The sequence below is a fragment of the Bradyrhizobium septentrionale genome (genome assembly GCF_011516645.4).
Lineage (GTDB): Bacteria > Pseudomonadota > Alphaproteobacteria > Rhizobiales > Xanthobacteraceae > Bradyrhizobium > Bradyrhizobium septentrionale.
On record NZ_CP088285.1, the window covers coordinates 4009671 to 4031858 of the forward strand.

The 22188-nt window shown below is 63.0% G+C and carries 22 protein-coding genes and 1 pseudogene; 15 read left to right on the forward strand and 8 right to left on the reverse strand.

The features are described 5' to 3' along the window. Positions 1-47 precede the first annotated feature (47 nt). The 4 genes from HAP48_RS20770 to HAP48_RS20785 all read left to right on the forward strand — a co-directional run bounded on the left by HAP48_RS20770 (position 48) and on the right by HAP48_RS20785 (position 4941). On the forward strand, positions 48-1940 hold the full coding sequence (locus HAP48_RS20770; RefSeq protein ID WP_166210615.1) for an adenylate/guanylate cyclase domain-containing protein: 1893 nt from the start codon (positions 48-50) through the stop codon (positions 1938-1940). A gap of 214 nt (positions 1941-2154) precedes the next feature. After that, positions 2155-3762 carry an ABC transporter substrate-binding protein gene (locus HAP48_RS20775; protein WP_166210612.1) on the forward strand — a complete coding sequence of 536 codons (1608 nt, stop codon included), beginning with the start codon at positions 2155-2157 and terminating at the stop codon, positions 3760-3762. A 178-nt stretch (positions 3763-3940) separates the two neighbouring features. Continuing rightward, positions 3941-4390, forward strand: coding sequence for a tol-pal system-associated acyl-CoA thioesterase (ybgC, locus tag HAP48_RS20780; RefSeq protein WP_166210609.1), 450 nt, complete (start codon positions 3941-3943; stop codon positions 4388-4390). Positions 4391-4473: 83 nt separating this feature from the next. Next, positions 4474-4941, forward strand: coding sequence for a nuclear transport factor 2 family protein (locus HAP48_RS20785; protein WP_166210606.1), 468 nt, complete (start codon positions 4474-4476; stop codon positions 4939-4941). 346 nt (positions 4942-5287) lie between these two features. On the opposite strand, the gene HAP48_RS20790 is transcribed toward HAP48_RS20785, so the two are convergent. Together HAP48_RS20790 and HAP48_RS20795 are read right to left on the reverse strand one after the other, a co-directional pair. Further along, entirely contained in the window at positions 5288-6322 is a 1035-nt protein-coding gene (locus HAP48_RS20790) for an IS110 family RNA-guided transposase (RefSeq protein ID WP_166210603.1), read from the reverse strand. A gap of 359 nt (positions 6323-6681) precedes the next feature. Further along, positions 6682-7326, reverse strand: coding sequence for a glutathione binding-like protein (locus tag HAP48_RS20795; RefSeq protein WP_166210600.1), 645 nt, complete (start codon positions 7324-7326; stop codon positions 6682-6684). A gap of 99 nt (positions 7327-7425) precedes the next feature. On the opposite strand from HAP48_RS20795, the gene HAP48_RS20800 reads away from it, so the two are divergent. Together HAP48_RS20800 and HAP48_RS20805 are read left to right on the forward strand one after the other, a co-directional pair. Continuing rightward, a complete protein-coding gene (locus HAP48_RS20800; RefSeq protein WP_166210597.1) occupies positions 7426-8085 on the forward strand; it encodes a TetR/AcrR family transcriptional regulator in 660 nt (219 codons plus the stop codon). 90 nt (positions 8086-8175) lie between these two features. After that, the gene (locus tag HAP48_RS20805) at positions 8176-8826 is read left to right on the forward strand and encodes a dihydrofolate reductase family protein (RefSeq protein WP_166210594.1); all 651 of its coding nucleotides are present in this window, start codon (positions 8176-8178) and stop codon (positions 8824-8826) included. Positions 8827-8904: 78 nt separating this feature from the next. Here HAP48_RS20805 and HAP48_RS20810 read toward each other — a convergent pair. The 3 genes and pseudogenes from HAP48_RS20810 to HAP48_RS20820 all read right to left on the reverse strand — a co-directional run. Next, a pseudogene (locus tag HAP48_RS20810) lies at positions 8905-9789 on the reverse strand (IS3 family transposase); the annotation flags it as partial. A gap of 9 nt (positions 9790-9798) precedes the next feature. Then, on the reverse strand, positions 9799-11166 hold the full coding sequence (locus tag HAP48_RS20815) for an IS110 family RNA-guided transposase (RefSeq protein ID WP_166204212.1): 1368 nt from the start codon (positions 11164-11166) through the stop codon (positions 9799-9801). A 202-nt stretch (positions 11167-11368) separates the two neighbouring features. Further along, complete coding sequence (locus HAP48_RS20820; protein WP_166204213.1) at positions 11369-11683, reverse strand: transposase; 315 nt, start codon at positions 11681-11683, stop codon at positions 11369-11371. 290 nt (positions 11684-11973) lie between these two features. Here HAP48_RS20820 and HAP48_RS20825 point away from each other — a divergent pair, with 290 nt between their 5' ends. Beyond that, entirely contained in the window at positions 11974-12375 is a 402-nt protein-coding gene (locus HAP48_RS20825) for an ArsR/SmtB family transcription factor (RefSeq protein WP_166210589.1), read from the forward strand. Next, positions 12356-12847: an SRPBCC domain-containing protein gene (locus tag HAP48_RS20830; protein WP_166210586.1), complete on the forward strand. Its 492-nt coding sequence runs from the start codon at positions 12356-12358 to the stop codon at positions 12845-12847. Before HAP48_RS20825 ends, HAP48_RS20830 begins: the two co-directional genes overlap by 20 nt. A gap of 216 nt (positions 12848-13063) precedes the next feature. Here the strand turns inward: HAP48_RS20830 and HAP48_RS20835 are convergent, their stop codons facing one another. Then, complete coding sequence (locus HAP48_RS20835) at positions 13064-14029, reverse strand: 2-hydroxyacid dehydrogenase (RefSeq protein ID WP_166210583.1); 966 nt, start codon at positions 14027-14029, stop codon at positions 13064-13066. A gap of 384 nt (positions 14030-14413) precedes the next feature. Between HAP48_RS20835 and HAP48_RS20840 the strand changes: the two genes are divergently transcribed. The 6 genes from HAP48_RS20840 (at position 14414) to HAP48_RS20865 (ending at position 19510) form a co-directional block, all read left to right on the forward strand. Continuing rightward, positions 14414-14782, forward strand: coding sequence for a YciI family protein (locus HAP48_RS20840; protein WP_166210580.1), 369 nt, complete (start codon positions 14414-14416; stop codon positions 14780-14782). Next, positions 14779-16056: an RNA polymerase sigma factor gene (locus tag HAP48_RS20845; RefSeq protein ID WP_166210577.1), complete on the forward strand. Its 1278-nt coding sequence runs from the start codon at positions 14779-14781 to the stop codon at positions 16054-16056. Before HAP48_RS20840 ends, HAP48_RS20845 begins: the two co-directional genes overlap by 4 nt. A 199-nt stretch (positions 16057-16255) precedes the next feature. Further along, positions 16256-17764, forward strand: a complete 1509-nt coding sequence (locus HAP48_RS20850; protein ID WP_224496524.1) for an arylsulfatase B — start codon at positions 16256-16258, stop codon at positions 17762-17764. Positions 17765-17946: 182 nt separating this feature from the next. Further along, entirely contained in the window at positions 17947-18357 is a 411-nt protein-coding gene (locus tag HAP48_RS20855) for a DoxX family protein (protein ID WP_166210574.1), read from the forward strand. 126 nt (positions 18358-18483) lie between these two features. Then, on the forward strand, positions 18484-19020 hold the full coding sequence (locus HAP48_RS20860) for an SRPBCC family protein (RefSeq protein WP_166210571.1): 537 nt from the start codon (positions 18484-18486) through the stop codon (positions 19018-19020). A gap of 79 nt (positions 19021-19099) precedes the next feature. Continuing rightward, positions 19100-19510, forward strand: coding sequence for a VOC family protein (locus tag HAP48_RS20865; protein ID WP_166210568.1), 411 nt, complete (start codon positions 19100-19102; stop codon positions 19508-19510). Positions 19511-19719: 209 nt separating this feature from the next. Here HAP48_RS20865 and HAP48_RS20870 read toward each other — a convergent pair whose 3' ends face one another. Further along, positions 19720-20181 carry a hypothetical protein gene (locus tag HAP48_RS20870; RefSeq protein ID WP_224496525.1) on the reverse strand — a complete coding sequence of 154 codons (462 nt, stop codon included), beginning with the start codon at positions 20179-20181 and terminating at the stop codon, positions 19720-19722. A 70-nt stretch (positions 20182-20251) separates the two neighbouring features. Next, a complete protein-coding gene (cobT, locus tag HAP48_RS20875) occupies positions 20252-21265 on the reverse strand; it encodes a nicotinate-nucleotide--dimethylbenzimidazole phosphoribosyltransferase (RefSeq protein ID WP_166210565.1) in 1014 nt (337 codons plus the stop codon). 169 nt (positions 21266-21434) lie between these two features. Here cobT and cobS point away from each other — a divergent pair, with 169 nt between their 5' ends. Next, positions 21435-22187 (forward strand): adenosylcobinamide-GDP ribazoletransferase, encoded by a 753-nt coding sequence (gene cobS / locus HAP48_RS20880; protein WP_166210562.1) that lies wholly within the window; start codon positions 21435-21437, stop codon positions 22185-22187. Position 22188 lies beyond the last annotated feature (1 nt).

A 22188-nucleotide genomic window follows, 5' to 3' on the forward strand; every position in this document is an offset into this window, starting at 1 on the left:
CATTAAGCCCCGATGCCGCGGGAAGGAGGTGCCCTGTGAAACGCAGGATGACAGCCGTCCTGCTGGCGGACGTCGTTGGCTACAGTCGGCTCATGTCGACCGACGAGGACGCCACACACGTGATGCTGGCCGAATGTTTCGGCGGCCTGATCGAACCCAAAGTTTCCGAGCATGGTGGTCGCCTTATCCGATCCAGCGGCGATGGATTACTTGTCGAGTTTGGCAGCGCTCTGGATGCCGTACGTTGCGGTATCGAAATTCAGCAGGAATTGAGCAAGCGCAATGCCGGTGCCGCCCCCGAGCGCCGCTTCCAAATGCGCATCGGCGTAAATGCCGGTGACGTCATTTTCGACGAGCGCGATATCTACGGAAACAGCGTCAATATTGCAGCACGGCTAGAGACTCTCGCCGAGCCGGGCGAGCTATTTGTTACCAATACTGTTCGGGATCAGCTCCTGGGTCATCCGGACCTCGCATTTGAGGACAGGGGCCGTTACCGGCTCAAGAACATTGACCCTCCGATTCAGGTCTTTCGGGTCACCCAGGCCCAGGAGCAAGACAAATCCCTCCTGGGACGAATGCGTCTCGTCGCGCGCCGAACTGTCGCACTTCCTCCGATGCGTCGTTCGGTGGTCGCTGCATTAGCCGTCTTATTGGCCATCGCGACGTTTGTAGGCACAGTGCCGCTTTGGCATGGCCAAAAAGCGCAGTCTGCTCAAGCTTCCATCATGGTCATGCCGTTTCGCAGCATGAGCAATGATCCGCAGGAGGGCTATTTCGCCGACGCGGTCACCGATGATCTAACCACGCACCTTTCCCGCTTGGCTGATACTGTGGTGATTGCGCGTGCAACGGCTTTCACTTACAAAGGGAAAGATATCGACCCTCGACAGATCGGACAGGACTGCGACGTTCGATATCTCTTGGAAGGCAGCATCCGGAAAATCGGTACCAAGGTGCAAGCTAACGCGCACCTGGTAGATGCGCGTTCCGCGACGGCTATTTGGGCGGATCAATTTGATACTGATGTTACTGACCTTTTCGAATTGCAGGAAGTTGTAACGGGTCGAATCGCGTCGTCGCTCGGACTTCAACTGGTCAAGGCCGAGAGCCGTCGACGTAATCGATCGGGAGATTCCAATGCGATTGATATGAGGTTACGCGCCATGGCTATTCTCATTGAATCGATTACCCCGCAGCACAATCTTATCGCACGCAAGTATCTTCAGGATTCTCTGCAGCTCAGCCCGCAATCGGCCATCGCCTGGAGCCAACTGGCAGATGTCTTGATGCGTGACTATTTGAATCGCTGGAACGAAGCTGCTGGAACGGATTCCAACGCACGCATTGAGCTGCTGAACCAGGCCGAGCATGCGCTGCAACAGGCATTCAGTCTCGACCCGACCATTGCTCTGAGCCACATGGATGATGGCTTTATTCGCCGTGCGAAGGGGGATCATCAAGGAGCCCTGGACGCTTTCGAACGGGCGCTTGCCCTCGATCCCAATCTTGCCCTCGCATATGCTCAGAAAGCCAATCAACTTGTCCTGACGGGGCATCCCAAGGAAGCGCCTCCGCTGGTGTTGAAGGCGATCAGACTCAGTCCTCGCGATCCTGCCAGGAGTGTATTTTCCTGGGTCCTGGGGCGCGCATACTTCGCGATGGGAAACTACGACGATGCAATTGTCTGGCTTCGAAGAGCCGTTGAGGAGAGACGCACGGTTTGGTTCAGTCGAGCGCATTTGGTGAGCGCCTTTGCGCTGGCCGGAAAGCAAACCGAAGCGGTCGACGCGTTGAATGATTTCAACGGCGCACTGCCGGGCTACACACTGGCGCGTATCCGCGACATCTATTCCCAGGAAATTCCAAATCAGCATCTAGCGTTTCAGGCTACCTTGAATGAACTCTTCAAGGGATTGCAGCAGGCGGGGATGAAATAATCGCAGTCGATCGACAAGGTCGGCTCATGGGTACTCATTCCGCTCGCGGCGCAACGAGCGCCGTCCAGCGCAGCACCCGAGGATGATTGCGGACAAGGTGCCGGGCGGAGATCTCTGCATGCGGTCGCTGGTGCGGTGCTCCGCCGTATCAAGCCTGCACGCTCAGCTCAGCCCGAATTCGAGGATTTGACCAGCCGATATCAGGAGACATCCAATGCTTCAGATATCATGTCGGAAACTTTGCACTGTGGTGTCCGTTGGCGCCTTGTCGGCAGTGTTCGCTTCGGCGCAACCGATCTCGTCGCTAGTGCATGCGAAGACTCTCATTGCGGTGATGCATTCCGATCTGCGCATCCTCGACCCGGGCTTCACCGGGGCGTATATCACGCGCGATCACGGCTACATGGTCTTTGACACTTTGCTCGCCACGGACTCCAACTTCAAGATCCAGCCGCAGATGGCGGATTGGAAGGTCTCCGACGACAAGCTCACCTACACCTTCACTCTCCGCGACGGACTTAAATGGCATGATGGCAGCCCGGTCACCGCGGAAGACTGCGTTGCGTCGCTCAAGCGCTGGAGCAAGAACGAGACCATGGGCCAGACGCTGATGGACTTCACGGCCAGCATTGAGGCCACTAACGACAAAACCATCACGCTGAAACTGAAAGAGCCTTACGGGTTGGTGCTGGAATCGATTGGAAAACCTTCATCGATTGTTCCGTTCATGATGCCCAAGCGTCTGGCCGAAACGCCGCCGGGCCAGCAAATCAAGGAGCAGGTCGGCTCCGGTCCCTTCAAGTTCGTTCAGTCTGAATTCCAGCCCGGCGTAAAGGCAGTCTATGAGAAAAACACGGACTACGTGCCACGCAAGGAGCCGCCGAGCTGGACGTCGGGCGGCAAGGTCGTGAAGGTCGATCGCGTCGAATGGATCAGGATGCCAGATGCACAGACCGCCGTGAACGCGCTGCAATCTGGCGACATAGACTTCGTGGAGAATATCCCCTTCGATCTCGTAACGAAGTTGGCTGCCAACAAGGACTTGAAGCTTGAAACCCTGGACAAGCATGGCTTCCAGATCGTCGGACGCATGAATTTTCTTTACCCGCCGTTCGATAACGTCCTGGTGCGCCGCGCGGCGTTGCGGGCGCTGAACCAGAAGGATGTGCTGGACGCACTGGTCGGCAATTCAGAATACTACCAGCTATGCGGCGCGGTTTTCGGTTGTGATACGCCGTTGGCCACCGACACCGGTTCGGAGTCGCTGGTGAAAGGCAGTGGTCTCGCAGAAGCGACCAAGCTGCTTGGCGAATCCGGTTACGACGGCACACCTGTCGTGATCATGGCGCCCGGTGACGTCCTGGTGTTCAAGGCACAGCCGATCGTCGCGGCGCAACTGCTGCGCAGGGCTGGTTTCAACGTGGACCTGCAGGCGACCGATTGGCAAACAGTGGTCTCCCGTCGCGCCAGCCAGAAGCCGCCCAAAGAGGGCGGTTGGAACATGTTTTTCACCAACTTCATCATTGCCGATGTGGTGGACCCCGTCGTCAACATATTGGTCAACGGTCGAGGCAGGAACGGTGGTTGGTTTGGTTGGCCGGAATCGGCCCGGCTCGAAGCGTTGAAAGACCAGTTCGCGCGTGCATCCACGCCGGCCGAGCAGAAGAAGATCGCCGCAGATATCCAGGCGGTCGTCTATGATCAGGTGATCTATGTCCCCCTCGGGCAATGGCGCGGGGTCGGCGCGTGGCGAAAATCGCTCTCAGGCGTGCTTGACGGCCCTGCCACGCCGATCTTCTGGAATATCGACAAGTCGGAGTGAAGCACGGATATTATGGTTCAGTGTTCGTTGCACGATGGGGCAATTGAAGTGAGTTGCGGCCGTCGTTACGTGGGCTGTTGATCGAGGGCTGCATTGCATTCTATCTGGTAGAGACGGATCGGATCGTGATCGTTCGCTTTCTCGACGGTCGCAGGGATATAGAGCGCGAGTTTTCTAAATGACCTTACCCCATATCGACGGCGCGATCCGCGATGGCCGCCACCATATGCCGGTCCGCGTCTATTACGAGGACACCGATTTTTCCGGGATCGTGTACCACGCCAATTATTTGCGTTTCATGGAGCGCGGACGCACCAATCATCTCCGATTGATGGGCGCCGAGCAGAACGCGCTATTCGAGGAGGCGCAAGAGGAGACTGGCGGCTTCGCCTTTGTCGTGCGCTCGATGACGCTGGACTTCCTCAAGCCCGCGCGGATGGACGACATGCTCGACATCGTGACCTGGCCCATCGCGGTGAAGGGCGCCTCGATCATGCTCGCGCAGGAGGTCAGGCGCGGCGATGACGCGCTTGTGAAGGCGCAGGTGCGCGTTGCTTTCGTCAGTCAGGGCAGGGCACAGCCTATACCGAAGAGCATCCGCACACTGATGAAGGCCGATCTGGCCTGACTATCGGGCGATAGGAAATGCCCCATCGACTCTGCCCGGCGCGGCGATAGATTTGCGCTGATAACAACCGCGAGGGATCGCCGATGTCACGCCCGCCACTGCCGCCCTTCACCCGCGAGACCGCCGCGCAAAAGGCGCGCATGGCGGAGGATGCCTGGAATTCGCGCGACCCCGTTCGGGTTGCCGGCGCCTATACCGAGGACAGCCGCTGGCGCAACCGCTCCGAGGTGTTCGGGGGACGCGAGGCGATCGTGGCCTTCCTGACCCGCAAATGGGAGAAGGAACTGGAGTATCGCCTGATCAAGGATCTCTGGGCGTTCGACAACAACCGCATCGCGGTGCGCTTCCAGTACGAATGGCACGATGCCGACGGCAACTGGTTTCGCTCCTACGGCAACGAGCAGTGGGAGTTCGACGAGCACGGCCTGATGCGCCGCCGCGAGGCCTCGATCAACGACATCGCGATATCGGAGAAGGACCGCCGCTTCCACTGGCCCGCGCCCGGCCCGCGTCCGGCCGACGTGCCGGGGTTGGGGCAGGAGCCGTTCTGATCGGTGCGTAGCCCGGATGAAGCGAAGCGAAATCCGGGATAAGTCTCACCTGTAGCTAAGTCCGTCCCGGATTGCGCTGCGCTCCATCCGGCTTCTGTAACGGGCCTTGGTAAGTCAATCCCTTTTTGCGTGATCCAGTCGCCGGGCACTTGCTTCTGTACGGGATCGGCGCGGTGGCCGTCGCCTGATGGGGTGCATTGAGGAGCCGGCCGGCCAATCTACGGAAGCGTGGTTGTGAGCCACTTCCCGGATGGCGGCCTGACCGGATCCATCGTCCCGGCGAAGGGACCTCGCTCAGGGAGAGCCTGGTGTCGTGGCCCGCCCGGAACCGATTGCTGCTCCTTGCTTAGGTTGCCGAGGCCTTGGCCATCGGGTTGAACGGTTTGGCGTCGGCGAGCATGCGATGCAGGATCACGGCGAGCTTGCGTGCAAGCGCCACCTTGGCCTTGCGCATGCCTGCGCGCCGGGCGATCCGCATCGCCCAGCCCTTCAGCGCCGAGCAGTTCCTGACCGGCTTGGTCAGCATGACATGAGCCGCCTGATAGAGCGCCTCGCGCACGGAGGCATCGCCGATCTTGCTGATGCGGCCGGTATAGTCGGTTTCGCCCGATTGGTACTTCTTCGGGGTGAGGCCAAAATGCGCTCCCGTCGCCTTCGATGACCGGAAGCGCTTCGGGTCGTCGATCGCCGAGGCATAGGTGAGCGCCACGATCGGGCCGACGGACGGTGTCGTCATCAAGAGCTTCGCCTGCGGGTGCGACCTGGCGAGCCTTTGGGTGTGCTTATCCAGGCCATTGAACTCGCGCCGCAGCACGGCGTGGGCTTCGAGCAGTGCCTGGGCCACCACCTCAAGTCCAGGATGGCCCGCTACGAGCTCCCGGATGCGTTCGGCGAACGTGCGCTCGGTGGTCGGGCCGACCTTCAGACCGAAGCCGCGGAGCACGCCGCGCAGGCTGTTCTCGATGTCGCGCAGCTTCGACTGCAGCAGCTTGCGTGCCGTCAGAACCGCCCGCGTCTCCTGCGCTTCGATCGACTTGCAGTGCACCGGCCGGAACCAGCCCAGCCGCATCAGTTGCGCGATCCCGCGGGCATCGTTGCGGTCCGACTTCACCGGCATCGCCTTGAAGGCATCGCGGACGTGCCGCGTCTCCAACAGTTCGACTGCCAGGCCCGCATCCTGCATCGCTGCGTAGAGCCATTGCGACAGCGGACCAGCCTCCAGCCCGATCCGTTCCAGCACCAACCCCAGCGACCGGAACCAGCCGATCAGGGCCTCCGGCTCGCTCGCAACCTTCGCCTCGCGCAAAATCTTACCCGTCCCATCGACAAGGCAGACGCTCGAGCATTCCAAAGACACGTCGATTCCTGCATAGTGGTACATGGTCGTCCCTTAATGATGCTTGGAGCGGGCTTGCCCGACTCCGTTGACACCATCAGTTTGAGGGACGACCGCCTTCCAACCAACAGGCCGCTCGCGAGCGCGCTTCCAAAGCGCGCCGTAGCGAGCGGACGGCCGGCCCGTTACCCCATCTACAAGGTGGAAGCGTGAACTGGGCCGTCGTGCTTCCAGACGCGCGTTCCGCGCTCCTCAGCATGACGGGGGTAGAGTGAGCCCGCGGCTTGCGTGATGTCGCTCGCGCTATTTCGCCCCGTCATCCTGAGGTGCGAGCGCAGCGAGCCTCGAAGGATGGACGGCCCCCGAATCCGGCGGCCGTCACGTTTCGAAAACGCTATTGCGCGCTACGCCGCTGCCTTGTGCCGCGCGATCTCGGCCTTGTAGAGCTCGAACTCCTCCGCGACCGCCTTTGCGACCGATGGCCGGGTCCGCAGTCGCTCGTAATAGGCCTTCAGCGCCGGCCATTTTGCGAGTTCGATCGGCGGCGTCGCCATCGTCCAGTTGATGACCGTGACGAGATAGGCGTCGGCGACGCTGAAATGATCGAGCAAATAGTCGCGGCCCTTCAGATGGTTCTCGACATAGTCGAGCCGCGAGACGTATTTCTCCAGCGCGTAAGTCTTGGCGTCCGGCGGCGCCTTCCTGTCGAGCAGCGGCAGGAACAGGCCCTTGTGCAGCTCGGTGCCGATGAAGCACAGCCATTGATGCAGCCGTGACCGCTCGGCGTTCGACACGGTGCCGAGGCCGGCGCGCGGGAACTGGTCGGCGACATATTGCAGGATCGCGGCGTTCTCGGTCAGCACCACGCCGTCGTCGGTGCGCAACGTCGGCACCAGGCCGAGCGGGTTGACCTTGTTGAAGTCGGAGCCGTCGTTGCGCACCTGCTTGGTCTTCGGATCGACCTCGAGATAGTTGGCCGGCTGGCCGGCCTCATAGAGCGCGACGCGGGTCGCCATCGAGCAGGCAAGCGGCGAGAAATAAAGGTCCATTGGTGCCTCCTTGGGGCGTCTGGCGCGGGTGTTCCGGGCCGTTGTTGATTTTTGTACTGTCTTGGATAGTATTGGTGCCGTCAAGGAATTTAATGCGAAATGGTACAAAAAAGTAAGAGGCCGCCATCTGCTGCCAAGATCGAGGCGCCGGTCGCACCGAAGCGCCGCGGACGGCCGCGCGCCTATGAGCCGGATGTCGCGCTCGGCAAGGCGCTCGATCTGTTCCGGCGCGACGGCTTTGCCGCGACCTCGCTCGATGATCTCAGCGCTGCGACCGGCATGAACCGGCCAAGCCTTTATGGCGCGTTCGGCGACAAGCGCGAGCTCTACATCAAGAGCTACCAGCGCTATCGCGACGACGCGCGCGCCGCGATGGTCGACATCTTCCGCGCCGAGGCACCGCTGCGCGAGCGGCTCGAGCGCATCTACCGCATCGCGCTCGACATCTATCTCTCGGGCGAGTCCGGCCCGCGCGGCTGCTTCACGGTGATGACCGCGGCGTCCGAGGCGGTGTCGGATCCGGGCATCCGCAGCATGGTGGTGGAGGGCCTGACCGAGCTCGACAAGGCGTTCGGCATCTGCTTCCGCCACGCCAAGGAGCGCGGCGAGCTGGCTGACGGTGCCGATCCGGCCGCGCTGGCGCATCTCGCCTCCGCCACCATCCACACCATTGCGATTCGTGCTCGCGCCCGGGTGTCGCGCAAGGAGCTCGAGGCGATCGTGAAGGGCGCCGTCGACGTGATGTGCGGGCCGAAATAGCGGCGCGCGAAATTCCTCTGCATCAAATGTCGGGTGCTGGTTTTCCCGCCCGTCCTCCGTAAGGTCTCTCAACCACGGAAGCGGAATATCATGGGAAAAGTCAGGACTTCAGTATTCACGGTCTCAATCGACGGATTTGGCGCGGCGTTGCGCCAAAGCCTCGAACATCCATTCGGCGAGGGCGGCCTGGCGCTGCCCGCCTCCTGGTTGTTCGAGACGCGGGCCTTTCGCGCGATGATCGGCCAGGACGGCGGGACCACCGGGCTCGACGACGAGATCGCGCGCAAGTCGATGGAGGGTATCGGCGCCTGGATTCTCGGGCGGAACATGTTCGGCCCGATCCGAGGGCCATGGCCGGATGATTCCTGGAAGGGCTGGTGGGGCGACAATCCGCCTTACCACACGCCGGTGTACGTGCTGACCCATCACGCGCGGCCCGACATCGAGATGGAAGGCGGCACCACCTTCCACTTCGTGACCGACGGCATGCTTGCCGCACTGGAGCGGGCGCGCGCGGTTGCGGGGGACAAGGACATCCGCGTCGGCGGCGGCGTCTCGGTGGTGCGGCAATTCCTGCAGGCGCGTCTGCTCGACGAATTGCAGCTGGTGTTGCCGCCGGTCGTGCTCGGCGCCGGAGAGAGCCTGTTCGCGGGCCTCGATCTGCCTGCTCTCGGCTACGCCGTGGTTTCTCATGTCGCGAGCCCGTACGCCACGCACGTCACCTTCGCGCGCAAGAGCTAGAATCGGCAACGGGCTCCGCTTCACCTCGCCGCGCGTGCGGGGAGAGGTCGTGATCTTCCCCCGAAAAAGTGGACAGGGTTAAGCTGGTTTTAGCTCCATCTCGATCGGGGCGAGGTACCCGATGGCGGAATGGAGTCGAGTTCGATTGTAGAAGCCCTCAATGAAGGCGAAGATATCGCGCTGGGCCTCGGCCCGGGTCTCATATTGGCGATGATGAACGAGCTCGGTCTTCAGGGTATGGAAGAAGCTCTCCATCGGGGCATTGTCGTAGCAGTCGGCTTTGCGGCTCATTGATGCCGTGATGCCGGCGGCCGACAGGATCGCGCGATAGTCCTGTGAGGCGTACTGCACGCCGCGATCGGAGTGATGGATCAATCCGCCTTCCGGATGCTGCTGCTGGATTGCCATCTTCAAGGCGGACGAGGCGAGTTCGACCTGCATGTGATCCCGCATCGCCCAACCGACGATCTTGCGGCTGAAGAGGTCCATGATGGCCGCCAGGTAGAGCCAGCCCTCTGCAGTCGGAATGTAGGTAATATCGGCGAGCCAGATCCGGTTTGGGGCCGCGGCTGCAAAATGACGTTCGATGAGGTTCGGCGCGATCGGCAGGCCGTGGCGGCTGTCGGTGGTCCGAACGCGACGCGGTGATGCCATGATGGCGCGGATGCCGTGCCGATGCATCAAGCGTTCGATCCGGCCACGGCTGGCGCCACGTCCCTGTACCCGCAGAGCGGCATGGACCCGCGGACTGCCATAGCGTCCGCCACTGTCTTGATGGACCTGTCGGATCGCAGCCAGCAGCGCGGCATTGGTGGTTGCGCGTGCGTTTACCGGGCGCTCACGCCAAGCGTAATAGCCGGCCGCCGAGACCCCGAGCACGGCGCACATCAGCCGCACCGGATAGGCGTCGCGATGGTCCTCAATGAAGCGGAAGCTCATGTCCGGGTTCCGGCAAAGATCGCGATCGACTTCCTAAGAAACAGCCTGATTGGCGTTGCACGGAATGGCCTGCAAGACAAAGCCGAGCGATTTGGCCCGGCGCTGAAGGTTAGCGAGGACGCGGCTGCGATATTGTCGCTCATATTGGTCGGCACCTGGATCCCTGTAGCTCATGCCATGCCGGAGTGTGTTGTAGAATAAAACTGCAATCTTGCGGGCGGTCGCCGTCACCGCCTTCGACTTGCCCGCGCGTGAGGACAGCCGGCGATAGAATGCTCCGAGCGCCGTATCGCTCCGCCCCACGGTTGTGGCTGCCAATCGCAGTAGTGCGGCTGCCCGGCTGGAGGATCTCCGCGTGCGTGAAGATAGTACCTTGCCACCGGAGATTTTGTTGCCGGGTGCGAGGCAGAGCCAAGAGGTGAAGTGCTTGGCGGTTGGCCACGCCCTCAGATCCTTGCCGCACTCGCCGACGAGCTTCAATGCGAGTGACGGACCCAGCCCATGGATCTCAGTCAGATCAACGCCGAGCACACCGTACAGCGCGGTCCTGACATCGAAGGTGGGTGTGTTGACCTGCTTGGTCTTTACGCGTGGCTGGGATAGCTTTCCGACCGGCTTTGCTTCTCTGTTGCTAAGCGCGGCGATCAAGACTTCGAGCTTGCGGTCGCAGTCCAGCATCTTCGCCTGGTAGATGTCGTAGAGTTCCAGCGATTGGGTCAGAGCGAAGACATGTTCCTCCCGGTCGTTGCCGATCAGCGCCGCGCGGATCGTCTCCGTTGAAGAATGGCAGCGCACGTCTCGATAGGTTGCCAGAACGTCGGGATTGCGCTCGCCTGCAACAATGGCTCGGATAATCCGCATACCAGTCGCTCCGGTGATATCCGAGACGACATGATGGAGCTGCAGGTTCATCTCCATCAGAGCCTTCTGCATGTGCTGGATATGGGCGGCAGCATATTCAACCAGCCGCTCCCGCTGGCGCAGATAAGCGCGCAGGGTCGCAATCTCGGCATCGGGACGGAAGCTGCCGCGTAACAGCCCATAGGAATGAAGCTGGCGTAACCACGCAGCATCGCTGACATCGGTCTTGCGCCCGGGCACATTCTTGGCATACCGCGCGTTGACCAGAATGACCTCGAACCCGCGCTGCTCCAGAATCTCGTAGACCGGGATCCAATAGACGCCAGTGGATTCCATCGCGACGCTGGTCACACCGCATGTCTTGAACCAGTCCGCCAGACTATGCAGGTCCTGTGTGAACGTGCTGAACGTGCGCACTGGGACATCGGTGCAGGCCGGGTTCACGGCGGCCATGTGCATCTTTGATCCGATGTCGATGGCAGCCGCCCCGACGTTGACTGGCTTCAATTCCGGGCGATCTGCAGTTGTCGTCTTGAGCATTGCGGGTCCTCCGTCCAATCATGGGCAGGAGGGTCTGGGTTATGCCAATTTGTCATCTTCCTAATCGGGATCGCCGCCGGAGCGCCGTCACCACTCTCAAGTCCGCATGCACCCATGGACCACGTTTTTTAACGGGGACAGTGCCTCCAATAAGCTGACGGCCGCTACCCTCCCGGCCTCAGACGATAGCACAAGGCTGTTTCTACCCCGCGCAGGCACGCCACGGCGCTGGACAGTTTTTTAAAATGTCCCGCTCCATGCGCAGCCGCTCATTCTCCTCGCGCAGCCGGGCGATCTCGGCAGCCTGGTCCGCCGGCATCGGCGTCGCTTGCGTCGTGGGGCGCCGCGCCGCCGCTGCCGGCTCCTGCCGGAGCTTCTCCACCCAGCGCCGCAGCACCGAATCACGCAGACCGAGTTCCTTGCCGACCGACGTGATCGACCGGCCACTCGATACCACGAGTTCAGCGGCCTGCCGCTTGTACTCCTCGGTAAACGACCGACGTTGACGCTCTTGCATCCGACACCTCCGGGCTCTCTGAGCCTACTACAGGTGTCCACTCATTCGGAGGAGGTTCAGTCGCGTCGCATCGAAGATGCGATGCGGGTGAGGGGGAGTCTCCGCAAACGCAGCTATCCCCGATTACGCGGAAGCGGCCCCTCACCCCAACCCTCTCCCCGTAAGAACGGGGAGAGGGAGCGCGGCGCCGTCGCGACCGCCACTCGACCCGGCGGCAAGAATCCGCCGTTGACGCGGGCGCGCTTTGGTCGTACTTAACCCAAAGGTTATTTAACCGATGAGCTAAGTAGATGCCGCCCGACCCCCTCAGTTCGACTTTCGCGGCGCTGGCCGATCCAACCCGGCGCGCGATCCTGGCGCGGCTCGCGCTCGGCGAGACCTCGGTGATGGAGTTGGCAAAGCCGTTCGATATGAGCCTGCCGGCGATCTCAAAACACCTGAAGGTGCTCGAGCATGCCGGGCTGATCTCGCGCGGGCGCGAGGCGCAGTGGCGGCCGTGCCGCATCGCGCCCGCGTCGTTCAAAGAGGTTGACGGCTGGCTCGGGAATTTCCGCCGCTTCTGGGACGAGAGCTTCAACCGCCTCGACGGCCTGCTCGAGGAGATGAAGGCGGAGGAGGCAGCAAAGGCCCCGCCGCGCACCCGTAAAGTCAGAGTAACCAAGGAGAAGCAACGTGGACGCACGCGTGGATAAGACGCTGAGGATCACCACCCCGTCGGATGTCGAGTTCGCCATGACGCGCCAGTTCGACGCGCCGCGGCACCTGGTCTTCGATGCGATGACCAAGCCGGAATATCTGGTTCGCTGGCTCGGCTGCGACGCGATGGCGATGCCGGTCTGCGAGGTCGACCTGCGCGTCGGCGGCCGCTATCGCTACGTGTTCCGTTCGTCTGACGGCATCGAGCACGTCCTCACCGGCACCTTCCGCGAGGTCGCGCGCCCGGATCGCATCGCCTTCGGCGAGACGTTTTCGATGCCGGGCTTCGCCAGCGACGAATATCTGGTCACCTCGACCTTCGTCGAGGAAGCCGGCACGACCACGCTGACCACCACCATCCGCCATCCCACCAAGGAGGCGCGCGACGGCCACCTCAATTCCGGCATCGAGAAGGGCGTCGAGCCCGCCTACGACCGGCTCGCGAAGATCGTCGCGGGGATGGCGTGAGAAGCAGCCTGGCCAGCGGCGAAGGCTGCCCTATCAACCTCGTCGTCCCTGCGAAAGCAGGGACCCATAACCACAGGATTGAGTTGTTGAAGCACGCTGCGGCCACAGCGCAGCGCGCGCAACTGCCATTCGTGGTTATGGGTCCCGGGTCGCGCGGAGCCTGTCATCGGGCGGCGCTTCGCGCCGACCCGTTGGCTTGCCCGGGACGACACTGAGTTAGTATCCCCGCCCGCGATCGACCAGGTTCTCCAGTTCGCCACCCGCCTCATATCGCGCGATCTGCTGCGCGACGTATTTCGAGATCTCGTCGGCGTCGGTGTCGGCGGCGTTATGCGGTGTCAGCACCACCTTGGGATGGCTCCAGAACGGGCTCGCCTCGGGCAGCGGCTCGGTCTCGTAGACGTCGAGCGAGGCTGCGCCCAGCGTGCCGTCGTCGAGCGCGCGCAAGATGTCCGCTTCGTTCTGCAGGCCGCCGCGGCCGGCATTGATGATGACGGGCGCACCGAGCGGGCTGCCACGATTGAGCCTTGCGAACACGTCGCGGTTCAGCACATGCCTTGTGTCCGGCGTCAGCGGCAGCAGGCAGACCAGGATGTTGGTCTCGCGCAGGAATGCGTCCAGCCCGGCAGCGCCGTGGTAGCAAGCGATGCCGTCGATCCGCTTCTCGCTGCGGCTCCAGCCGACGACCCGGAAGCCGAGCGCGCGCAGCGCATGCGCCGCGGCGGCGCCGAGCGTGCCGAGGCCCATGATGCCGACGGTGATCGCGCCCGCCGCCCATTGATATTTCGGCGCCCAGCGTTTTTCCCGCTGCGACTCTCGCAGGTAAAGCTCCTGGCGGTGATGCATCAGCACATGCAGCACGACATATTCGGTCATGCGGTCGGTGAGATCGCCGACCGAAACCCGCACCAGCGGCACCTCGGGCAGTGAGCGGTCGGCCATCAGCGCGTCGACGCCGGCGCCGAGATTGAAGATCACGCGCAGGTTCTTGAACGCGGCGAGCTCGCCCGGCTGCGGCTTCCACACCGCGGCATAGTGCACCTCGGCCGGGTCGAGCGCGCCGTCCGGCAGCAGCACTACGCGGCGATCCGGGCAGACGGTGTCGAACCGCGCCTTCCAGCGCGCCGACGACCAGTTTTCCGAGCCGCCATTGATCAGCAGCGCGAGTACGTCCTTACCCATCCAGATACCTCCAACGCCAGTGTGACTGATATCACAGAGCGGGTCCGGCCGCCCCCCAGTCTCCTGCCATCAACGCGGGAGAACTTCCATGCGCAAACTGATCCTGGTCCCGGCATTCATCGCAGCCTCCATCGCCACGTCCATGCTGGCCAGAGCCGCGGCCCTCGTGCTCGCCGCCCGCTACGGCGTCACCCGGTAATCGCAGCACGATCGTCACGGTGGTGACCTGACGCGCGTCGCCGTGCCTCGGCTTGGTCTGTCGCGGCTCGCCATGCAGCTTCGGCGAAATCCATCGCCGATATCCGGAACCTAAATTTCTTTCGCTCCCCCTGTCGGCAGCGGGCATAGTCGTTCGTTCTTGCAATGAACGGAGATGCCTCTTCGATGCTGTACGCCATCCTCTGCTATCACGACGAAGACATGGTCGGTTCCTGGAGCAAGGAGCACGACGCCTCGGTCATGCAGAAACTGTCCGCGGTGCAGGACAAGCTCGCCAAGCAGGGCCGACTCGGTCCGGTGGCCCGGCTGCTGCCGACCACCGCCGCGACCACGCTGCGCAAGGAAAACCCGCCGGTGGTGCTGGACGGCCCGTTCGCCGAAACCAAGGAACAGCTGCTCGGCTTCTACCTGGTCGAGGGCAAGAACCTCGACGAGGTGCTCGACATCGCGCGCGACCTCGGCGAGGCCAATCCCGGTGGCACCTATGAGATCCGCCCGGTCGGCTACTTCAATCAGGGGGGTACGAAGGCGTGAGCATGAACGACACCGCCTGGATCGATGCCGCGCTAACGTCGGCGCGTCCCCAGGCGGTCGGCGCACTGCTGCGCTATTTCCGCAATCTCGATACCGCCGAGGAGGCCTTCCAGAACGCCTGCCTGCGGGCGCTGAAGAGCTGGCCGCAGAACGGCCCGCCGCGCGATCCCGCGGCGTGGCTGATCATGGTCGGCCGTAACGTCGCGATTGACGATATCAGGCGCGGCAAAAAGCAGCAGCCGCTGCCCGACGACGACCAGGCGATCTCCGACCTCGACGATGCCGAGGACGAGATCGCCGAGCGGCTCGACGGCTCGCATTACCGCGACGACATCCTGCGGCTGCTGTTCGTCTGCTGTCACAAGGACCTGCCGGCGACGCAGCAGATCGCGCTGGCGCTGCGCATCGTCTCCGGCCTGTCGGTGAAGCAGATCGCGCGCGCCTTCCTGGTCTCGGAAGCCGCGATGGAGCAGCGCATCACGCGGGCCAAGACGCGCGTCGCCGATGCCAACGTGCCGTTCGAGACTCCGGGTGCGGTCGAGCGCAGCGAGCGGCTGGTCTCGGTCGCGGCGATGATCTATTTGATCTTCAACGAGGGCTATTCGGCGAGCGGCGACACCGCCGAAATCCGCTCGCCGCTGTGCGAGGAGGCGATCCGCTTGGCCCGCCTGCTGCTGCGGCTGTTCCAGAGCGAGCCCGAGATCATGGGCCTGACGGCGCTATTGTTGTTGCAGCATGCCCGCGCCGCCGCGCGCTTCGACGCCGACGGCCAGGTGATCCTGCTCGATGACCAGGACCGCAGCCTGTGGAACCAGAAGCTGATCGCCGAGGGCCTCGCCTTGATCGACAAGGCGATGCGTCACCGCCGCAGCGGGCCCTATCAGGTGCAGGCGGCGATCGCAGCGCTGCACGCCCGCGCCGAAAAGCCCGAGGATACCGACTGGACCCAGATCGACCTGCTCTACGGCGCGCTCGAGGTGATGCAGCCGTCGCCGGTGATCACGCTCAATCGCGCGGTTGCGGTCTCCAAGGTGAAGGGGCCGGAGGCCGCGCTCGAGATGATCGAGCCCTTGGCGCCGCGGCTGTCCAATTACTTCCATTATTTCGGCGTGCGTGGCGCCTTCCTGATGCAGCTCGGCCGCAACGAGGAGGCCCGCATCGCCTTCGACCGCGCCATCGCGCTCGCCAACACCACCGCCGAAGCCGCCCACATCCGCATGCATATCGACCGCCTGATGCGCGACAGCAAGCCGCGCAATGTGAAGGCGAAGTAATAGTCGTCAGGCTGCCGCGCGGCTATCATGCCCGGACCTAAGGTCGTACCCACTCCTCCTCGAAAGCGATGTCTCTGCTTTCCCCTGGATTGCTGCTCGGCAGTGAAACAAACGCCAGTGGCCGTTACCTCCTTCCCTGCCGAACAGCCGCGCGGTAGTTTGCGTGAATTAAACGCAAACGCATTGCCTGGAGAACGAAGTGATTGATCCCCCGCTCGATGAATCGTTGCATTCGGCACAAGGCAACCGGCGAATTAGCCGCCGCGATCTCCTGTTGAACGGCAGTTCGGCCCTGGCCTCTCTGTCACTGGCCTCAATTGCGCCCGCGAGCCTCACGTCTGCCGTCGCGCAACCGACCTCGCCGCGCCCGCACATTGTTTACATCGTCGCGGACGATCTCGGCTGGAAGGACGTCGGATTTCATGGCTCCGATATCAAGACCCCGAATATCGACAAGCTTGCGCAGGACGGGGCGCGACTCGAACAATTCTACGTCCAGCCGATGTGCACTCCCACGCGCGCAGCATTGATGACCGGCCGTTATCCATGCCGCTATGGCCTGCAAACCCTGGTCATTCCAACCCCCGCCAAATACGGATTGCCGACCGACGAATGGCTGCTGCCACAGGCGCTCAAGGAAGCAGGCTACAAGACCGCGATGGTGGGAAAGTGGCACTTGGGACATGCCGACCGCAAGTTCTGGCCGCGTCAACGCGGGTTCGATTATCACTACGGATCGATGGTGGGCGAGGTCGATTATTTCACTCATTCGTCGGCAAATGTGCGCGACTGGTATCGCAACGACAAGCCGGTGAATGAGTCGGGCTACGTCACTCAATTGTGGGGTGCTGATGCTGTCGCGCAAATCAACGCCCATGATCCAAAGACACCGCTGTTTCTCTATTTGGCCTTTACCGCTCCCCATTCGCCGTACCAGGCTCCGAAAGAATACATCGACAGGTACCGGCACATCGAAGACCCGACGAGACGCACCTACGCGGCCATGATTACATGCATGGACGACGAGATCGGCAAGCTGGTTTCCGCGCTCGAACGGAAGAAGATGCGCGAGAACACGTTGATCGTTTTCATGAGCGACAATGGTGGCAACCAGACTGCGCTCCTCGCCGGGGATGCGGACGTGTCGAAGCTGAAGCTGCCGGCCGACAACGGTCCTTATCGCGGCGGAAAAGGCATGCTGTACGAAGGCGGTACGCGCGTCGCCGCGCTTGCGAACTGGCCCGGGCAGATCAAGGCCGGCGAGGTGAGGGAAATGATGCACGTCGTCGACATGTTCCCGACGCTCGCCGGGCTCGCCGGCGCCAACCTCGCCAAGGCAAAGCCGCTCGATGGGTTGGACGTCTGGTCCACCGTCAGCAAAGGCGCTCCCTCACCCCGGCAGGAGGTCGTCTACAACATCGAGCCGTTTCGCGGCGGTGTACGTCTAGGTGACTGGAAACTGATCTGGCGGACGGTGCTGCCTTCCTCGATTGAGCTGTACAATATCCCGCAGGACCCCTCGGAGAAAAACAACCTGGCTGACAGCAATCCTCAGAAGGTCAGGGAGCTGCAGTCCCGCGTCGAGCAACTCGCCAAAGAGAGCGCCAAATCCCTGTTTCTTGTCGACGCGTTTTCGGCGGTCAAGGGGGCGGCGCACGGACCGCCCTCGCTGCCCACCGAGAATGCCTACTTCACGCAAGGTGACTGAGGGCAAAAGGCCACCAAGGCAAGCCGCGTTGAATTCGGCTTGATACCCGTGATCGAAGCTCCGAAACCGAGAGTTTCGATCATGCATGACGACGACATCGAAAAATTTCACCGGGGTTGTCGGCCTCGTACCCTGCCGTTCGTCTTGATGACAGAGCATCACCAAGCGTTACGGAGCCTGTCATGCCGACGATCGTCGACGCCGAAGTCTCAAAGCCCGCCCGCATCACCGGCCGCGTCATGAGCGGCGTGGTCGTCCTCTTCCTGCTGTTCGACGGCGCGATCAAGCTGGTGCCGCTGCCGGTCGTCACCGAGACCATGGACAAGATGGGTTACGGTGCGAGCGACACGCTGGCGCGCAGCCTCGGCATCATCACCATCGTCTGCACGCTGCTGTATTCGGTGCCGCCGACCTCGATCCTCGGCGCCATCCTGCTCACCGGCTATCTCGGCGGCGCGATCGCATCGCATGTGCGGATCGATAGTCCGCTGTTCACCCACACGCTGTTCGGGCTCTATCTCGGCCTGATGGCGTGGGGCGGGCTCTATCTGCGCGACGGCAATCTGCGCGCGCTGCTTCCGTTTCGCCGCTGAGCCAGAGCCTCGTTCCCATCGGAACGAGGCTCTGGATTCTTGTTTTGACGCGTTTTCGTCACGCGAACCGGTACCCACTTCGCTCGAAAACGCTCTAGCCGTTTATTCATCCACGTGGAGACTGTCATGTTCGAGACCATTGCCATCATCGCCGTCATCCTTGCGCTCGCGATTGCCGTCATCCTGATCCTCGCGGCGACCAAGCCGGGCACGCTTCGGGTGACGCGTGCGATTAGCATCGACGCGCCGGCGGAGCGGGTGTTTCCGCTGATCAACGATTTCCATCAGTGGACGGTGTGGTCGCCCTACGAGAACCGTGATCCGGACATGAAACGCATCTATAGCGGCGCCGAGCGCGGGCAGGGTGCGGTCTATGCCTGGGACGGCAACAAGAATGTCGGCGCCGGCCGGATGGAAATCCTGCAGTCCTCCGCGGCGTCTAAGATCGTCATCAAGCTCGATTTCATCAAGCCGTTCGAGGGCCACAACACCGCGGAATTCACAATGCTGCCGCAGGGAGATGCGACCAGCGTCACATGGACCATGTATGGTCCGGCCGTCTTCATGTCGAAGGTGATGCAGGTGTTCATGAACCTGGATCGCATGATCGGCAGGGATTTCGAGATCGGTCTGGCCAATCTGAAGAAGCTGACGGAAAAATAGAGAGCGTTTTCGAGCGAAGTGGTTACCGGTTCGCGTGAAGAAAACGCGTCAAAACGAGAATCTACTCAGGGAGCATGTCATGCAGGTCAACCCCTATCTTTCCTACGACGGCAATTGCGACGCCGCGCTGAAATTCTACCAGACGGTTCTCAGCGCGCGGATCGAGGAAACCTTCCCTTACGGCGAGGGCAATGCGGAGATGCAGACGCCGCCCGGCTGGAAGGACAAGATCATGCACGCCCGCCTCACGATCGACGGCGAGATCATCATGGCCTCCGACGCCCCGCCCGGCCACTTCCAGAAGCCGCAGGGCTTCCACGTCGCGCTGCAGGTCGAGGACCCCACTGATGCCGAACGCCGCTTCAAGGCGCTGTCCGAAGGCGGCACCGTCACCCTGCCGTTCGGCAAGACCTTCTTCTCCAACGGCTTCGGCATGTGCGTCGATCAGTTTGGCATCCCCTGGATGGTGAACTGCCCGGCGCAGATGTAGGCCACAGAGCCTTCAATCCCGGCGCGCGCTCTATCGCCTTCATCCTGAGGTGGCCGCTTCTTCAGCGGCCCTCGAAGGATCGACGGCCCGGCTGGTGGCCGTGCATCCTTCGAGGCTCGCAAGGGCTCGCACCTCAGGATGACGGGTTTGAGATCGCGGAGTGGGCATGGCGCAGACGTGCCTTTGCCCACTCTACAGGCTACAAATTCTTATCTGCACCGCGGATAGATCGCGGCGAGCTCGCGGCCGCGCAGCAGCAGCAGGCGTGAGGTCAGGCCGCCGCGGCGCACGATCCAGCTGCGCACCGGTGCCGGATAGGCTTCCAGCACTGCGACGGATGCTTCCGGCTCCGCATAGGTCCGGCCGCGCTGGTCGATCGAGCGCGCGGCATGAAAGCCGAGCACCGCGCGGCGCGTCACGCAGATGCGGTCGCCCGGCACCATCGAGAGCACCAGCGTGCACGCCGACAGGCACGGCCCGTCGATCACCACGCGCTCGCCGGACTCGCGCACCTTGTCGAACAGTTCGATGAACGGGCCGACCTGCCCGCCGGGGCTGGCAAGGATTCGAACGTCGGCCTGTGCGCTGGAGATGCCGGCAAAGAGCGCTCCCACCCCCAAAACCAATCCAAGGATCGTCCAGAGGATCGTCCAGATCGCCCCGATACGCATGCGGCGGTTCCTTCCGTTGGCGTCGTCCCGGCTCGTGCCTAGTTACGCTAGCGCATGCGGCGACAGTTTGTCAGTCCGCGCCGGAAACGCCGGCCTCGGCAAAGGTCGCCATGCCGCCGTGACAGGCGAGTGCCGCGCGCAGAAGCAGGATCGCGACCCCCGCGCCGGACGCTTCGCCGAGCCGCATCTCGAGATCGAGCAGGGGAGCGAGCGCGAGCTCGCGCAGCAATTCGCGGTGGCCGAGTTCGGCCGACACATGCCCGGCGCGGCAATGCGCGAGGCTGTCGGGCGCAAGCCGCGCCAGCGGCAGCACCGCCGATGTCGCGACGAAGCCGTCGAGCAGCACCGGGATCGATCTTGCACGCGCCGCCAGCACGGCGCCCGCGATCGCCGCGAGCTCGCGCCCGCCGAGCGCGACTGCGACAGCCAAGGGATCGTCGAGCAGGTTGCGATGCAGTTTCAGCGCGGTGTCGATCACCGTGCGCTTGCGCAGCAGGCCGGCATCGTCGACGCCGGTGCCGCGGCCGGCCCAGCGCGCGCCGCGCCCGCCCATCAGTGCCGCGCACAGCGTCGCGGCCACAGTGGTGTTGGCGATGCCCATCTCGCCGACCACGAGCAGGTCGCATTGCTCGGGCACGGTGCGCCAGCCGGTGTCGAGCGCGACCAGGAAATCGGCGCCATCCATCGCCGTGGACATCGTGAAATCGCGGGTCGGACGCTTAAGCTCGAGCGGCTCGACGCGCAGCGTGGCGCCGGCAAGTTTTGCGATCTGGTTGATCGCCGCGCCTCCCGCGGCGAAATTCGCTACCATCTGCGCGGTGACTTCAGAGGGAAAGGCCGAAACGCCGCGCTCGGCGATGCCGTGATTGCCGGCGAACACGGCAATGGTGACCTGGTCGAGCCGGGGGATCTCGCGCCGTTGCCAGCGCGCCAGCCAGATCGCGACCTCTTCCAGCCGGCCGAGGCTTCCCGGCGGCTTGGTCAGATTCTGCTGGCGCTGGCTTGCTGCCGCAGCGCTCGCCTCGTCGCCTGGTGGCAGGTCGCGACAAAAGCTGCGGATGTCGTCTAGAGTACTGAACTGCATGCGATTCCCTCGTCGAGCGGGCCGCAAACTAAAGCATGATCCGGAACGCTGTGAAGCGGTTTTCCGGGAAGATTATGCTCAAACTGGACGCTGAAACGGGATGACGATCCGGCCTGATCTCATCGCGGTTTGGAGCAATTTGAAGGCCAGGACTTTGAATACCAAGACCATGCGTGAGTGGCTCGACGATCTCAGGATCGCCACCGCCTTTCTGACCCGCCTTCCGATGCCGCATCCGGACGGTGCGCGGCCGGAGAGTTTTGCGCGGGCGCAGCGGCTGTTCCCGCTGGTTGGGGCCGGCATCGGGGCGGCGATCGGCCTGTTCTGCCTGCTGCTGCGGGCGATCGGCGTGCCGGATCTCGCCGCCGCGGCGCTCGCGCTCGGTGGCGGTGCGCTGCTGACCGGTGCGTTGCATGAGGACGGGCTCGCCGATGTAGCCGATGGCTTCGGTGGCGGCCGCGATCCGGCCGCAAAACTCGAGATCATGCGTGACAGCCGGCTCGGCACCTATGGCGCGCTGGCGCTGGTGGTGAGCTTTGCCGTCAAGCTTGCCGCGCTCGCGGCACTTCCGAACGGTCTGGTGGTGCAGAGCCTGATCGCTGCGCATGCGCTTGGCCGCGGCGTGCTGCCATGGATCGCGATCAGCCTGCCTTACGCGCGCAAGGATGGGCTCGCGGCCAATGCCGGCCGGCCCGATGGCGGAATCGCGGCGGTCGCGGCCGGCATCACGCTGGTGATCGCACTCCTCGCCTTGCCCTTCAGCACCGCGCTGCTGGCAGCGATCGCGGCCGGCGCGAGCGCGCTGATCATGGCGCTTCTGGCCAAGCGGCAGATCGGCGGCCAGACCGGCGATGTGCTTGGCGGTGCCGAGCAGGTTGCGGAGACCGCGATCCTGGTGCTGCTCGCGGCACGGTTGGGGTAAG

What these genes read in the sequence shown, in the direction of transcription:
- HAP48_RS20770 (WP_166210615.1), top strand. Translation starts at nt 48, where the DNA reads ATGACAGCCGTCCTGCTGGCGGACGTCGTTGGCTACAGTCGGCTCATG.
- HAP48_RS20775 (WP_166210612.1), top strand. Translation starts at nt 2,155, where the DNA reads ATGCTTCAGATATCATGTCGGAAACTTTGCACTGTGGTGTCCGTTGGC.
- ybgC (WP_166210609.1), top strand. Translation starts at nt 3,941, where the DNA reads ATGACCTTACCCCATATCGACGGCGCGATCCGCGATGGCCGCCACCAT.
- HAP48_RS20785 (WP_166210606.1), top strand. Translation starts at nt 4,474, where the DNA reads ATGTCACGCCCGCCACTGCCGCCCTTCACCCGCGAGACCGCCGCGCAA.
- HAP48_RS20790 (WP_166210603.1), bottom strand. Translation starts at nt 6,322, where the DNA reads ATGTACCACTATGCAGGAATCGACGTGTCTTTGGAATGCTCGAGCGTC.
- HAP48_RS20795 (WP_166210600.1), bottom strand. Translation starts at nt 7,326, where the DNA reads ATGGACCTTTATTTCTCGCCGCTTGCCTGCTCGATGGCGACCCGCGTC.
- HAP48_RS20800 (WP_166210597.1), top strand. Translation starts at nt 7,426, where the DNA reads ATGGTACAAAAAAGTAAGAGGCCGCCATCTGCTGCCAAGATCGAGGCG.
- HAP48_RS20805 (WP_166210594.1), top strand. Translation starts at nt 8,176, where the DNA reads ATGGGAAAAGTCAGGACTTCAGTATTCACGGTCTCAATCGACGGATTT.
- HAP48_RS20815 (WP_166204212.1), bottom strand. Translation starts at nt 11,166, where the DNA reads ATGCTCAAGACGACAACTGCAGATCGCCCGGAATTGAAGCCAGTCAAC.
- HAP48_RS20820 (WP_166204213.1), bottom strand. Translation starts at nt 11,683, where the DNA reads ATGCAAGAGCGTCAACGTCGGTCGTTTACCGAGGAGTACAAGCGGCAG.
- HAP48_RS20825 (WP_166210589.1), top strand. Translation starts at nt 11,974, where the DNA reads ATGCCGCCCGACCCCCTCAGTTCGACTTTCGCGGCGCTGGCCGATCCA.
- HAP48_RS20835 (WP_166210583.1), bottom strand. Translation starts at nt 14,029, where the DNA reads ATGGGTAAGGACGTACTCGCGCTGCTGATCAATGGCGGCTCGGAAAAC.
- HAP48_RS20840 (WP_166210580.1), top strand. Translation starts at nt 14,414, where the DNA reads ATGCTGTACGCCATCCTCTGCTATCACGACGAAGACATGGTCGGTTCC.
- HAP48_RS20855 (WP_166210574.1), top strand. Translation starts at nt 17,947, where the DNA reads ATGCCGACGATCGTCGACGCCGAAGTCTCAAAGCCCGCCCGCATCACC.
- HAP48_RS20860 (WP_166210571.1), top strand. Translation starts at nt 18,484, where the DNA reads ATGTTCGAGACCATTGCCATCATCGCCGTCATCCTTGCGCTCGCGATT.
- HAP48_RS20865 (WP_166210568.1), top strand. Translation starts at nt 19,100, where the DNA reads ATGCAGGTCAACCCCTATCTTTCCTACGACGGCAATTGCGACGCCGCG.
- HAP48_RS20870 (WP_224496525.1), bottom strand. Translation starts at nt 20,181, where the DNA reads ATGCGTATCGGGGCGATCTGGACGATCCTCTGGACGATCCTTGGATTG.
- cobT (WP_166210565.1), bottom strand. Translation starts at nt 21,265, where the DNA reads ATGCAGTTCAGTACTCTAGACGACATCCGCAGCTTTTGTCGCGACCTG.
- cobS (WP_166210562.1), top strand. Translation starts at nt 21,435, where the DNA reads ATGCGTGAGTGGCTCGACGATCTCAGGATCGCCACCGCCTTTCTGACC.